Genomic DNA, 12,431 nt, shown 5'->3' on the forward strand with positions numbered 1-12,431 from the left:
GAGCGTTTCGTTGGTCAGCCGCCGAGCAGGTGGCCGAGCAAGGCCTCCACGGCCACGAACTGGCGCTCGCCGTCGGCTCCCGGGTCGAGCTCGGTGACGGCGTACACGTCGTAGGTTCCGTCCGGGAGTCCCGCGTCCGGGTCGGCGAGGCAGGTCGTGTCGGGCTCGATCGGCACGACGACGGAGGCTGTGCCGTTCGCATCGACCCGCAGCCGTTCCACCGGCTCGGACCAGACGTCCCGGCCCACGCCGACGACCCGGCCGTCGCTCAGCCACACCGTCGCGAAGGGCGTACGCGTCGTGTCGACGGCCTCCCCGTCGGTCTCGGTGAACGTGACGGTCACCTCCTCGTCCGGGTCTCCGCCGCCGCTGGTGGACGCGGCGGAGAGCTCCAGGCCCGACCGCACCCAGGGCGTCCGCGGACCCGCCGGGATGTCCGACGCGTGGGCGCCGCAGGCCAGGCTCGTCCCGGCGAGCCACTCGGGCTGGAAGCCGTCCCGGATGTCGACCGTCAGGGGCACCTCCTCGGGCACCTCGACCTCGGGGACGACCATGGTGACGGGCTCGCTGACGGCCATGTGGTGCCCGCCCTCGTCAGCCGAGAAATCGGTCCAGGGCAGCAGGGCGTACACGTCGTAGGTGCCCGCCGGGCGTGCGTCGAGGTAGGTCTCGGCGATCATGCCGGTGGTCCAGTTCCCGCACGCGGTGGCCGCATCCGCCTCCGCGAGCTCGGTGGTGGACGCGCCGGCGTCGGGCAGCACGTACCCGCCCTCGTGCCAGCCGCGGCCGAGGTCGACCACCTGGCCGTTCCGCGCGAAGACGAGCCGGGGATATCCACCGTCGAGCGCGGGGCCCGACGCGTCGGTGCGGGTGATCCGCACGGGCACGGTCAGCCCGTGCTCCCTGGCCTCGAGGTCGCCGGTCAGCTCCAGCCGCACGACATCGGAGGTCGAGGCCAGCTCCGTCACCTCCATGCCGCACTGGAACTGGGGGCCCTGTTCGCGCCAGGCGCTGGGCGTCCAGCCGGCACCGGCCGCGACGTTCGAGGTCGTGGGGCTCGGGTCGGCCGGAGGAACCGGCTCCGACCGCAGCCGCGCCGACCCCCACAGCGCCGCCAGGGCCAGCACGCCCGCGAGCACCAACGAGGCGCCGCCGACAGCACCGACCTTCACCGCGCGCCGGCGGCGCACCGCGCCCGAGACGGCACCGACCCGCTCGTCCAGCGTGGTGTCCATCTCCGGCACCGTGATCTCCGCGAGCGATACGCGGAGCAGCTCCATCGCGTTCGACAGGTGACGCTTGATCGTGCCGGGGCTCGTGCCGAGAACCTGTGCGATCTGCGGCACGGTCATGTCCTCGAAGAAGCGCAGCACCACCGACTCGCGCTGTCGCGGCGACAGGCGGGCGAGCGCCACACCGACGTCGACCTTGGCCGTCGCGACACGCTCCGCCGCCGGTGCGCGGTCCTCGTCGGCCAGCAGGTGCTTGATGCCCGTCCAGCTGTTCTGCCGCCGGTAGGCGTCCAGATAGATCGTCAGGATCGCCCGACGCACATAGGCCTCGGCGTTGGTCAGCCTGGGCGTGTCCTGGTGCAGGTCCACGGACTGCCCGCCGCCGTCGGCCAGGTCCCGCGGATGTCGCAGGCGCGAGAACACCTTGACCAGCGCGTCCTGCACCAGGTCCTCCGCACGTGCCCGGTCCCTGCACAACGAGTACGCGTATCCGACCAGCGCGCGGCTGCGCCGCGCCATGAGCTCCTCGAGCTCCGATTCCCAGTGCGCCATGTCAGACGCCCCCTCTCCCTCTCATGCTCCCTGACGGGCGGGGAGGGCAAAACGATGACGCCGGCGAGGCGTGGGCCGGCCGGTTCGAGTTCTTCCTCACGAATCCGGACGACCAGCCCGACCGGTCCCGGTGGGACACGGAGCTCGCCTTCAAGCTGGCGGACTGAGCTCCACGCGATACCCCCGCTTGACCACGGTGCGGATGAGGTCCCGGCGGCCCGCCGCCTCGCGCAGCCGCGCGATCGCGACCTCGGCGGCGTGGGTGTCCTGCGAGTCGCCCGGCAGCACGGCCAGCACCTCTTCCCGGGACACGACGTCGCCCTCGGCGGCGGCGAGCAGCCGGAGCACCGCGACGCCGGTCGGTGACAGGGGCAGCACCTGCCCGTCCAGCACCGCGACACGGGCCCGGATCACCAGCGACCCGGCCACCGTGCTCAGCGCCACGGAGTCGATGTGCTCGTAGTGGCCCACCAGGGCACGGACGAGCGCCCCGAGCCGGCCCCGCTCAGGCTGCAGGGGCACGATCCCCCGCTGCTCCAAGGGCTTGGCGGTCACCGGCCCCACGGCGGCGGCGACCGTGCCGCCGTCGACGAACCGGGCGCGCACGCGGTCGAGCAGCCGTTCCTCCTCGACGGCTCGCAACCACGCCTCGGCGCCGGGTGCGGAGGTGAAGACCACGGCGTCGATCTCGCCGTCGGCCACGGCGTGCGCCGAGGCGCGGACTGCCGCCGGGTCGGGCGCCGGACCCCACCGGTAGACGACGAGGCTCGCGACCTGCGCGCCGGCCTTCTCGAACACCTCGTCCAGCCCGTCGGCACCGGCGCCATGGTGCTGGATGGCGATGCGCAGGCCCTGCACGCCCTCGCTGAGCAGCACTTCCGCCACCTCGGCGGAGGTCTCCGACTCCGCGACCCAGTCGGCGTGCAGGCCGACGGCCTGGATCGCACCCCGGGCCTTGGGGCCCCGAGCGACGATCCGGGTCTCGGCCAGCAGGTCGAGGAGCGGCCCCGCCAGCCCGTGCGCGTCGGCGGCCTCGATCCAGGCCCGGAAGCCGATGCCGGTGGTGACCACGACGACGTCGGGCGGGGCGGAGACGATCGCTCGGGTCGCCGCGATCAGCGTCTCGTCGTCGACGTGCGGGATCATGCTCAGCGCGGGTGAGTGCCGGATCGCCGCACCGCGCCGCTCCAGCGCGGCGGCGAGCTCCGCGGCCCGGCGCTCGGCCGTGACGAGCACGGTGGCGCCGGCCATGACCTGGCCCAGCGTCGGGTGGGCCGCCCGGGCGTGCGCGGGCGCAGCGACATCAGACACCGGCACCCGCCAGTCGTCGCTCACTCGTACCCTCCAGGAGTCCTGCCGCTGCTACACGGCCGATGACGACGACCGCGGGTGACCGCACACCGCGGGCCGCTGCCACGTCGGCGGCCTCTTCGAGACGCGCCCGGGTGACGCGCTGCTCCGCCGTGGACCCGTTCTCCACGATCGCCACGGGGGTTCCGGGATCGGCACCGGCGGCCAGGGACTGCGCCACGATCGCGCCGAGGGACCGCACCCCCATCAGTACGACAAGGGTAGCCGCGCCGTCGCGCACGCAGGAGAGGGCCACGTCATCGAGCGGCCCCGCACTGTCCGACGCCCGGGTCACCCCGGTGGCCTGAGGGTCCGACACGTCGGGAGCGCAGTGGCCGGAGACCACGTGGAAACCCGTGGTGACGCCCCGGTGGGTGAGCGGGATCCCGGCCAGGCCCGGTACGGCGACGGCGGAGGTCACCCCCGGCACCACCTCGACGGGGACGCCGGCCGCCACGCACGCGGCGACCTCCTCGCCGCCCCTGCCGAGCACGAACGGGTCGCCGCCCTTGAGCCGCACCACGTGGGACCCCGCTCGCGCGTGCTCGACGAGCAGCTCGTTGATGCGCTCCTGGGGTACGGGGTGCCGTCCGGGCTCCTTGCCGACGTCGACCACGCGGACGTGCGGCGGGAGCTCGGCGAGGACCTCGACGGGTCCCAGCCGGTCGGCCACCACGACGTCGGCGGACTGCAGCGTGCGCCAGGCCCGCACGGTCAGCAGGTCGACGGCCCCGGGACCGCCACCTACGAGCGTCACCCGACCCGACGTGCCAGACACACGGGTCACGGGAGTGGTCCGAGCTTCTGACACGGTCACGGCAGCCCCACGTGGACCACACCGTCCCGGATCACGACGGGATAGGTCGTGAGGTCGGGTGACAGGTCCCCCTGGGGGCTCTTGTCGGCCACCACGAGACATTCGCCCGTGACCAGGGAGAACACCTGCTTGTAGACCGGTGCCGCCACCGTGGGCGCCCCGCCCCGTGTGCCGACGATCCCCCGGGACATGACGTGCACCCCGGAGAACGGGTCGAGGTTCTGGACGGCGTACACCGGCCCGCCGAGGGCGCCGTCTCCTTTCCCCGCCGAACTGTCGGGCAGCCGGAACAGCGCCACCTGGACGTCCCCGAACAGCGCAGCGGCCCCTCGCTCGGGAAACAGGTCGCCGAGCAGACAGGCTCGCTCCCACCGAGCCGCCCCGGGGCTGTCGGACTCCCAGGTCACTCCGGTGGCCTGTGCTTCTGAGGTGACCTGTGCTTCTGACACGTGGTTGACGCTCATGCTCGTACCTCCAGCTTCGGGCCCGCGATGACGACAGCGGTGGCCCGCTCCTCCGACGTGGCGGGACGGCGCTGGCCGCGCTCCTCCACGTAGGCGAGGGACGGGTCGGCGTCCTTCGGGGCGTTGACGAACGACGAGAACCGGCGCAGCTTCTCCGGGTCCTCCAGCACTGCCTTCCACTCGTCCTCGTAGTTCTCGACGTGGCGGGCCATGGCGGCGTCCAGGTCGGCGCAGATACCCAGCGAGTCCGCCAGGATCACGTCGCGGACACCGTCCAGGCCGCCGTCGACCTCCTCGACCCACGGCGCGGTGCGCTGCAGCCGGTCGGCGGTGCGGACGTAGTACATGAAGAAGCGGTCGATGGTGCGCAGGAGCTCCTCGGACGTGAGGTCCTCGGCGAGCAGCTTCGCGTGCCGCGGCGTCTGCCCGCCGTTCCCGCCCACGTACAGGTTCCAGCCCTTGTCCGTGGCGATGACGCCCACGTCCTTGCCGCGCGCCTCGGCGCACTCGCGTGCGCAGCCGGAGACGCCCATCTTGAGCTTGTGCGGCGAGCGCAGGCCGCGGTACCGCAGCTCCAGCTCGACGGCCATGCCCACCGAGTCCTGTACGCCGTAGCGGCACCATGTGGACCCGACGCACGACTTCACCGTGCGCAGCGACTTGCCGTACGCGTGACCCGACTCGAAGCCGGCGTCGACCAGGCGGCGCCAGATGTCCGGGAGCTGCTCCACCCGGGCGCCGAACATGTCGATGCGCTGGCCGCCCGTGATCTTCGTGTACAGCCCGAAGTCCTTGGCGACCTGTCCGACGACGATCAGCCCCTCCGGCGTGACCTCCCCGCCGGGCATCCGCGGCACCACCGAGTACGTGCCGTCCTTCTGCAGGTTGGCGAGCATGTGGTCGTTGGTGTCCTGCAGGGTGGACTGCTCGCCGGACAGGATGTGGCCGTTGCCCAGCGACGCCAGGATCGACGCGACGACGGGCTTGCAGATGTCGCAGCCGCGGCTGCCGGTGTGGGTCCCGAACCGGGCCGCGATGTCGCTGAAGGAGTGCAGGTCGGCGACCCGGACGGCGTCGAACAACTGGGCACGGGACAGGTCGAAGTGCTCGCACAGTGCGGTGCTGACCTCGATGCCCGCGCGCTCCAGCTCGGTGTCCACGAGCTTCTTGACCAGCGGCAGGCACGCGCCGCAGGTGGTGCCGGCCCGGGTGCAGGCCTTCACCCCCGGCACGTCGGTGCACTCGTGCTCGGTGACGGCGCCCCGGATGGTCCCGGCCGAGACGCTGTTGCAGGAGCAGACGTTGGCGTCGTCGGGCAGCTCCAGCCCCGGAGCGCCACCGCCCTCGGGGAGCAGGAACGCGCTCGGGTCGTCGCCCGGCAGCTCCGCTCCGAGCATCGGGCGCAGGCTGGCGTACGGTCCGGCGTCGCCGACGAAGACGCCGCCGAGGAGCGTGCGGGCGTCGTCGGACAGGACGAGCTTCTTGTAGACGCCGGCCACGGGGTCGGCCCAGACCACCTCGACGGCGTCCTCGGTGCGGGCGTGCGCGTCGCCGAACGACGCGACGTCGACGCCCGAGAGCTTGAGCTTGGTCGCGGTGTCCGCACCGGGAAACTCCGCGAGGCCACCCAGCAGCCGGTCCACGACCACCTCGGCCATGGTGTTGCCGGGCGCGACCAGGCCGATGCAGCGGCCCTCGATGCAGGCCACCTCACCGACCGCCCAGATGTGCGGGTCCTCGGTACGGCAGGACAGGTCGACGACGGCGCCGCCACGCTCCCCGACCGGCAGACCGGCCGCACGGGCGAGCTCGTCCCGGGGCCGCACGCCGGTGGCCACCACGACCACGTCGACGTCGAGCCGGCCGCCGTCGGCGAAGTCCAGCCGGCCCACGTGGCCGGTGCGACGGTGCGGCTTCATCTGGCTGGTCGCGGTCTCGGCCCGCACGCCGATGCCCTTGGCGTTGATGAGGCGTTTGAGCGCCTGGCCACCGCCGAGGTCGACCTGCACGCCCATGAGGTGGGTGCCGAACTCGATGACGGTGGCCTGCGCGTCCAGGGCGGTGAGCGCACCGGCTGCCTCGAGGCCGAGCAGGCCGCCGCCGATCACGGCACCGCGGACCGGCTTGCCCTCCGGATAGCTCCTGCGCTTCTGCTCCACCCAGCCGCGCAGCGCCGCAACATCATCGAGAGTGCGGTACACGAAGACGCCCGGCAGGTCGTTGCCCGGGATGGGCGGCATCGCGGCGCTGGAGCCGGTGGCGAGCACCAGCTCGTCGTAGGCGTGGACCTGGCCCAGCCGGTCCGTGACCGTCCTGGCCTCGCGGTCGATGGACTCGATCTTGCGGTCGGTGTGCAGGGTGACGTGCGTGTCGGCCCAGAGGGCGGGGTCGCCCAGGGTGATGCCCTCGGCGCCGTCCTCGAACCAGCGGGTCAGCCCCACCCGGTCATAGGGCGCGCGGGGCTCTTCCGCGAAGACGGTGACGTGGTAGCGGCCGGCGGTGTCCCGGGCGCGCAGCGCCTCGACGAGCCGCTGCGCGACCATGCCACCGCCGACCACGACAAGGTGCTGAGATGTGCCGGAATTGACCATGTCTTGACCGTAGGGCGCGGGTTTTTCGCGCTGGTGCGCCGGTCGTTACCCGGGCCGAACATCTTCCTCACAGGCCTGCGCGAGGACCGGTGAGCGCGCTCGGGTCAGTCGCGGATCAGGCTCTGGGCGAAGTACGCATCGTGGCCGGCGAGCGGGAGATGACCAGGGCACCGACGATCAGCCCGATGACGGCGAGTACCGCGGCGATCACGAACGGATCTCCGGCGTGCAGGGCGGGGGCGAACCCGAGACCTACGTAGACAGCCACACCGGCTGCTCCGCCGAGCTGGTCCGCTGCTCGCTGGACACCGGAGGCGATCCCGGCGTCCTCGTCGGTGGTCCCGCTGACCGCGATGTACTGCAGACCCACGATTCCGAAGCACATGCCCGCTGCGATCAGCAGCATCGCCGGGAGCAGCCATGCCGCCCCGCCACCCAGGACGGCCACGAGCGCGACCACAGCCATCGCGCCGGCAGCAGCCGCGAGCCCGACCAGCACGCACGCGCGTGCGCCCCAGCGCCCCAGCAGCCGGGGCACGAGCACGGATGCCGCGATCAGCGCCACGGCCAGGGGCAGCATCGTGAGGCCTGCCCCCAGAGGCCCGATACCGAGCCTGTCCTGCAGGTAGAAGGTGAACAGCAGGAACGAGGTCGACAACGCACCGCTGAGCAGCATCGTCGTCAGGTTCGCCCGCAGCCGTGCGCGGTCCGCGAAGAACGTCAGCGGGACCAGCGGGTTCGGCGACCTCGACTCGACCCGCACGAACCCGACAGCGGCCAGCACCGCGCCGACCAGCACGGCCACGCTCACCCACGGACTGGTCGCGGGCTCACCCGCCTCGACCGCGGCGTAGACGAACAACAACGGGCACGCGGTCAGCAGGAGCGAGCCCGGAACGTCCAGTCGGACCCGCTCCCGAGACGCGGACCGGTCTGCCGGGACCAGGACGAGCGCGGCCACGACAACGACCAGGATGAACGGCACCGAGATCAGGAAGATCCAGCGCCAGCCCAGGTGGGCGGTGATGATCCCCGACACGGCGAACCCGAGAACCAGGCCGCAGCTGGCCACGGCGGCCCACACGCTCAGGGCGCGCGACCGGCGTGGACCCTCAGGGAAGAGCAGCACGATGGTCGCCATCGCCCCGGGCAGGGCGACGGCCTCGCCAGCTCCCTGGAGCAGGCGCGCGGCGACCAGGACCGGGAAGGACGGGGCCAGGCCCGCCAGCAGGGAAGCCGCGCCGAAGAGAGTCGTACCGGCCAGAAGGGTGCGGCGGCGGCCAAGAAGGTCACTGAGCCGACCGCCGAGCATCAGCAGCCCGCCGCCGGCGATCGTGTAACCGACCACGACCCAGGTCAGGGAGTGGCCCTCGACGCCGAAGTCCGCGCCGATCGAGGGCAACGCGATGTTGACCACGGTCACGTCGACCGCGATGAAGAACTGCAGCATGGACATCGCGCACAGCACGAGCCATGCGCGTACAGGGGTGGCACCGTGCACGCGGGTAGAAGAGGAAATGCCTGGACGCATCTGTTGCTCCGTCGCTCTGAAGAGTTGCGAGCAGCACGAAGGGCCGCTCCGGATGAGTCACGAAGCGACTGGACGTTCCAGGTGAGGTGTTGCTGTGAGCCGGACGTCCCGCCGCTAGCGGGACGTCCTGGTCACTGCCGCGCATGCGGCCGAGCACGAAGCGGCTGACATGCTGCAGATGCTAGGCCTGTGGCCCCTGTCCGCGCGAGCTCCTGTCTGACGGCCGCGCTCAGGCAGCGAACTTTTAATCGGCGGGTTCACGTCACGACAGCTCATTTCCACTGGGCAAGCAGCTCATCAGGGCCGAGCACAACAGCCCCGGAAGCACGGACCCGATCATCGACGCCGCTCCGGCTGACCACTACTAGCGTGCCATCGTCAAACACGCCGGGAACCTGGCTCCGGTGAGTTATCAACTCCCCGAGTTCCTTGGCACCGAACGGCTTGGTGGTCCACTTGACCGAGCCGACGCCGAAGATGCTCTTCGCAACCGGTTCCTTGTCCGCCAGAACGAGGTCGACCTCGACGGTGTTGGTGCGATTCCAGAAACCTCCGACCGCCATCGATACGTCAACAGGTACCTGCAAGTCCTCGTGAGACATCCGCGCGATCGACTCCCGGATGACCGGCTCGATCGCACGACCGCGCCATCGTGTCCACTCGTCACGGATCCGCTGGAGGACCCTGTCGCCGCGTCCGCGTTCGATCTCCGCGAGATGCGGCCCGAGGAAGCGCAGCCAGAACAGCAGATAGGGGTCGTCGATCCGATATCTCGTGTCGGCCGACATCTTGAGCGCGAGCGGGCGTTCTGCCGTGACTACACGTTTTGCCCTCAGCAGCCCCAATGATCTGGTGAGCGGCGTGCCCTTGATCTCCCCGGCCTTCGAGCCGATCTCGCCGAAGCGTCTCTGACCCTGTCCGATCGCTTCCAGCACACGACGGGCCTGAACATCACCCGGAAACTCGGCAGCCAGCGAACGCTCGGCACTGACCAGGAGCGACGACGTCGCGTGCGTGAGGGCTGACTCGAGAAATGACCACAGGTCATTGCCCTTCCCCCAGTCACGACAGATCAAGGGGAATCCACCAGTCACGAGATAGGCGTCCAGAGCATCACCGGCTTCGAGAGAGAGCATCCGCCCGACCTCGGAGGGTGACAGCGGCGGCACCACCATCTCGGTCGCCCTCTGGTGGAAGGGCCGGTCGTAGTCGTTGAGCGCCTCCATCATTGCCAGGTCGGAGCCGATCCCGATCAAGAGCACAGGTCGCCTGCTGAGCTCACGGTCGAAGTGCCGTTGCAGCACCCCCTCAAAGCCATCGTCTGCGGACGTCACGTAGGGCAGCTCGTCCAGAACCACGATCGATGGTCCGTCCGCCGGTAGCGCCGCTATGAGCAGACGAAGGGCGTTGTCCCAGCTCGATGGCGGGTCCCCCGCGAACAGGTCCGCACCAGGCAACGTCGATGTCGCGACGTCCTCAGCGAACGCCGAGAGATCGTCCCTGATCGACCGGCCGGACGCCGTGAAGAACACGCTGGGCACCCCGGCCGATTCGACGAACTCCTCGACGAGGCGCGACTTGCCGACGCGGCGCCGCCCTCTGATCAGGACTGCCCGACCCGGGCGATCGGTCGTTCCGGTCACCTGGGCGAACAGGTGCTGCAGTTCAGCGGTCTGCCGCTGCCGCTCGACGTACCCCGACATCCGCCCACCTCACTCACATCGATGTTAGTAACATTGAAGTTACTGACAGTCAGGGTACCGTCTTCGGCAATCCACGCGCGAGGGAACGTGGTCCACCCTGTCGGTCGGGTCACGCAGGCCCCGGCGTGTACCCGGGGACGACGCTGGTGCGTCCGCAGGCATACCACGGAGTACGCACGCCTCCTTCCGTGTTGTAGCGGTTGCTATCGCAACGATGACCACTCGGTGGACGCCGTCCGCCGCACCAACGGGACGAGAACCGATGAGCCTTCGCCAGTACGAGTACGCCCTGGCCGTCGCCGAGGAGGGCGTGGCGCCGCCATCGACCGCGAGCTCGGTGCCCGCGGTGTACGTGGCGTCGAAAGCGAGGAACGCGGCGGCCGTGGCGATCTCCTCGGGCGTGCCGAAGCGCCGCATGGGATTGGTGGTGGTTCCTTGTTTCGGACGAGGGCGTTCCGGAATGCTGCCGATTCAGTTCCTCGGGTATTCCCCGCCGTCCACGTTGAAATGGGTCCCGGTGATCCAGCTCGCCCGGTCGGACACCAGGAACAGCACCGCATTCGCGATGTCGTCGGGCCGGCCGTCCCGCCCCAGCGGCGGTGTGTCGGCCGCGCCCGACCCGGCGTCGTCGCTCGCCCACCGCTTCCGCGTCGCCTCGCCACCCGGCGTGGCGGTCCTGCCCGGGGCCAGCGCGTTGACCCGGACTCCCGACGGGGCCAGCTCTGCGGCGAGCGCCCGGCTGTACGTCTCCAGGCCCGCCTTCGCCGCCTGGTAGTGCGCGAAGGCCGGCACTGGCGGGAGGAGCGCCCCCGTCGAGATGTGCACGATCGCCCCGGAGCCCTGTTCCCGCATCGCCGGGACCAGCATCTTGTCCAGCCGCACCGACGCCCGCAGGTTCAGGTCCAGCGCGTCGAGCCAGTCCCCGTTGGTGATGGAGAGCGCGCTGGCGTCAGCGTTGGCCTGGGCTCCGCCCGCGTTGTGCACCAGGATGTCCACTCCGCCGAGGGTCTTCTGCGCGGTACCCCTCTGCGACTGCGCGGCAACAGTTAGAAGTTCCCGCGATTATTGACCATTGCACCGGGAACTTGAGGACTCAGCCCGCTGACTACCGGATCGCATACTCAGGTTTGGCGAACCCAGCAAGGGCGCACCGTTTCGGCAGCATCGCGTGCCTTGGCGGCCCGCTCTGTCGGTGAGAGCAACTGCCTCCCGCCGTCGAACAGCACCTCAATACCTGCGAGGCAGGTGGTCATCCGATGACGGGCAGCATTCGGGATGCTCACCGCGATCTTCGACGTTGCGGATGAATACGTGTCGACAGCTACGGGGACCGTGTGATGAGAAGAGGGATTGGGCTGTGTTCCAGCAGCTTGGAACTGATGCTGCCCAGGACGAACTTGGTCAGGCCCACGCGCGCGTGACCGTTGAGGATAGCCAACGCGCCTGGTCGCTGTGTCAGGATTTCCGTGATCCGGGTGGCGGGCTCGGAACTCGTCAGGATGGTGGTCGTTGTCGTCAACCCTCCTTTCCGGAGGTGTTCAGCGGCGCCGTGAAGCCGTGGTTCCGCTCGCGCCTCCTCGCCTGGGGCTGCGACATGGACCAGTTCCAATTCCAGGTTGAGCTGGCGAGCCCAGCTCTCGGCTGTGGCGAGGCTGCTCGCGTCGCGTGGTGTGCCGTCCTGGCAGACCAGCGCCCGCTGAAAGCCACCATCGGTTTCGCCGGGCTGGTAATGCGGGCCGATCATCACTACAGGGGCTGGTACGTGGTGCAGCACGTGCTCCGTGACGCTCCCCACCACCAGGCGGGAGAACCGGTCTCGGTTGTGGGTGGCCATGCAAACCACGGTGCCGGGCTGCTCGCTGACGGCGCTGGAGATGACATCACCGGCCCAGCCGGCGCCCACCAGAGCGACCTCGACGCGGTCGTAGGCCAGGCGGTCCGCGATGTCGTCGATGTCCTTGGCCCACTTGCCATGGATCGGATCGTGCACAGTCAGCAGCTCCAGCGGGATCTGCAGCGACCGGGCGATCCGCAGTGCGGGGTCGATCGCCGCCGCAGCCTCCGCGGAACCGTCCAGCGGAACCAGCAGCCGGGTGATGGTCGTCGGCTGCACGGCCGCACCACGCCCGCCCCGTGTCCACCAGCTCGGTCTAGCCACCACCAATAAACTCCTCACGACTCACCGATTCAC

Annotated in this window: 10 protein-coding genes and 1 pseudogene; 1 reads left to right on the forward strand and 10 read right to left on the reverse strand. The window is 70.4% G+C overall.

All coding sequences use genetic code 11. The features are described 5' to 3' along the window. Positions 1–14 precede the first annotated feature (14 nt). Positions 15–1,784 (reverse strand): RNA polymerase sigma factor, encoded by a 1,770-nt coding sequence (locus ACFSL2_RS15345; protein WP_377198696.1) that lies wholly within the window; start codon positions 1,782–1,784, stop codon positions 15–17. A gap of 23 nt (positions 1,785–1,807) precedes the next feature. On the opposite strand from ACFSL2_RS15345, the gene ACFSL2_RS15350 reads away from it, so the two are divergent. Next, on the forward strand, positions 1,808–1,951 hold the full coding sequence (locus ACFSL2_RS15350) for a hypothetical protein (RefSeq protein ID WP_377198697.1): 144 nt from the start codon (positions 1,808–1,810) through the stop codon (positions 1,949–1,951). Here the strand turns inward: ACFSL2_RS15350 and ACFSL2_RS15355 are convergent. The 9 genes and pseudogenes from ACFSL2_RS15355 to ACFSL2_RS15395 form a co-directional block, all read right to left on the reverse strand. Next, entirely contained in the window at positions 1,935–3,035 is a 1,101-nt protein-coding gene (locus tag ACFSL2_RS15355; protein WP_377200830.1) for a uroporphyrinogen-III synthase, read from the reverse strand. The two genes, ACFSL2_RS15350 and ACFSL2_RS15355, sit on opposite strands and share 17 nt — an antisense overlap. A gap of 52 nt (positions 3,036–3,087) precedes the next feature. Continuing rightward, positions 3,088–3,921, reverse strand: a complete 834-nt coding sequence (gene cobA / locus ACFSL2_RS15360) for a uroporphyrinogen-III C-methyltransferase (RefSeq protein ID WP_377198698.1) — start codon at positions 3,919–3,921, stop codon at positions 3,088–3,090. Positions 3,922–3,947: 26 nt separating this feature from the next. Then, positions 3,948–4,415 carry a nitrite reductase (NAD(P)H) small subunit family protein gene (locus ACFSL2_RS15365; protein ID WP_377198699.1) on the reverse strand — a complete coding sequence of 156 codons (468 nt, stop codon included), beginning with the start codon at positions 4,413–4,415 and terminating at the stop codon, positions 3,948–3,950. Beyond that, positions 4,412–7,006, reverse strand: a complete 2,595-nt coding sequence (nirB, locus tag ACFSL2_RS15370) for a nitrite reductase large subunit NirB (protein ID WP_377198700.1) — start codon at positions 7,004–7,006, stop codon at positions 4,412–4,414. The genes ACFSL2_RS15365 and nirB overlap by 4 nt, the downstream gene beginning before the upstream one ends. Positions 7,007–7,121: 115 nt before the next feature. Continuing rightward, positions 7,122–8,507 carry an MFS transporter gene (locus tag ACFSL2_RS15375; RefSeq protein ID WP_377198701.1) on the reverse strand — a complete coding sequence of 462 codons (1,386 nt, stop codon included), beginning with the start codon at positions 8,505–8,507 and terminating at the stop codon, positions 7,122–7,124. Between the two features lie 302 nt (positions 8,508–8,809). Beyond that, positions 8,810–10,240 carry an ATP-binding protein gene (locus tag ACFSL2_RS15380; protein ID WP_377198702.1) on the reverse strand — a complete coding sequence of 477 codons (1,431 nt, stop codon included), beginning with the start codon at positions 10,238–10,240 and terminating at the stop codon, positions 8,810–8,812. 39 nt (positions 10,241–10,279) lie between these two features. Further along, on the reverse strand, positions 10,280–10,711 hold the full coding sequence (locus ACFSL2_RS15385) for an SDR family oxidoreductase (RefSeq protein ID WP_377200831.1): 432 nt from the start codon (positions 10,709–10,711) through the stop codon (positions 10,280–10,282). Then, a pseudogene (locus ACFSL2_RS15390) lies at positions 10,712–11,248 on the reverse strand (SDR family oxidoreductase); the annotation flags it as partial. 313 nt (positions 11,249–11,561) lie between these two features. After that, a complete protein-coding gene (locus ACFSL2_RS15395; RefSeq protein ID WP_377198703.1) occupies positions 11,562–12,353 on the reverse strand; it encodes a universal stress protein in 792 nt (263 codons plus the stop codon). Positions 12,354–12,431: the final 78 nt, after the last annotated feature.

This window comes from Promicromonospora aerolata (assembly GCF_042682255.1).
Lineage (GTDB): Bacteria > Actinomycetota > Actinomycetes > Actinomycetales > Cellulomonadaceae > Promicromonospora > Promicromonospora aerolata.

Bases quoted from the DNA above. Each gene is read 5' to 3' on its own strand.
- ACFSL2_RS15345 (WP_377198696.1), bottom strand. From the start codon at position 1,784: ATGGCGCACTGGGAATCGGAGCTCGAGGAGCTCATGGCGCGGCGCAGC.
- ACFSL2_RS15380 (WP_377198702.1), bottom strand. From the start codon at position 10,240: ATGTCGGGGTACGTCGAGCGGCAGCGGCAGACCGCTGAACTGCAGCAC.
- ACFSL2_RS15365 (WP_377198699.1), bottom strand. From the start codon at position 4,415: ATGAGCGTCAACCACGTGTCAGAAGCACAGGTCACCTCAGAAGCACAG.
- ACFSL2_RS15355 (WP_377200830.1), bottom strand. From the start codon at position 3,035: ATGGCCGGCGCCACCGTGCTCGTCACGGCCGAGCGCCGGGCCGCGGAG.
- nirB (WP_377198700.1), bottom strand. From the start codon at position 7,006: ATGGTCAATTCCGGCACATCTCAGCACCTTGTCGTGGTCGGCGGTGGC.
- ACFSL2_RS15350 (WP_377198697.1), top strand. From the start codon at position 1,808: ATGCTCCCTGACGGGCGGGGAGGGCAAAACGATGACGCCGGCGAGGCG.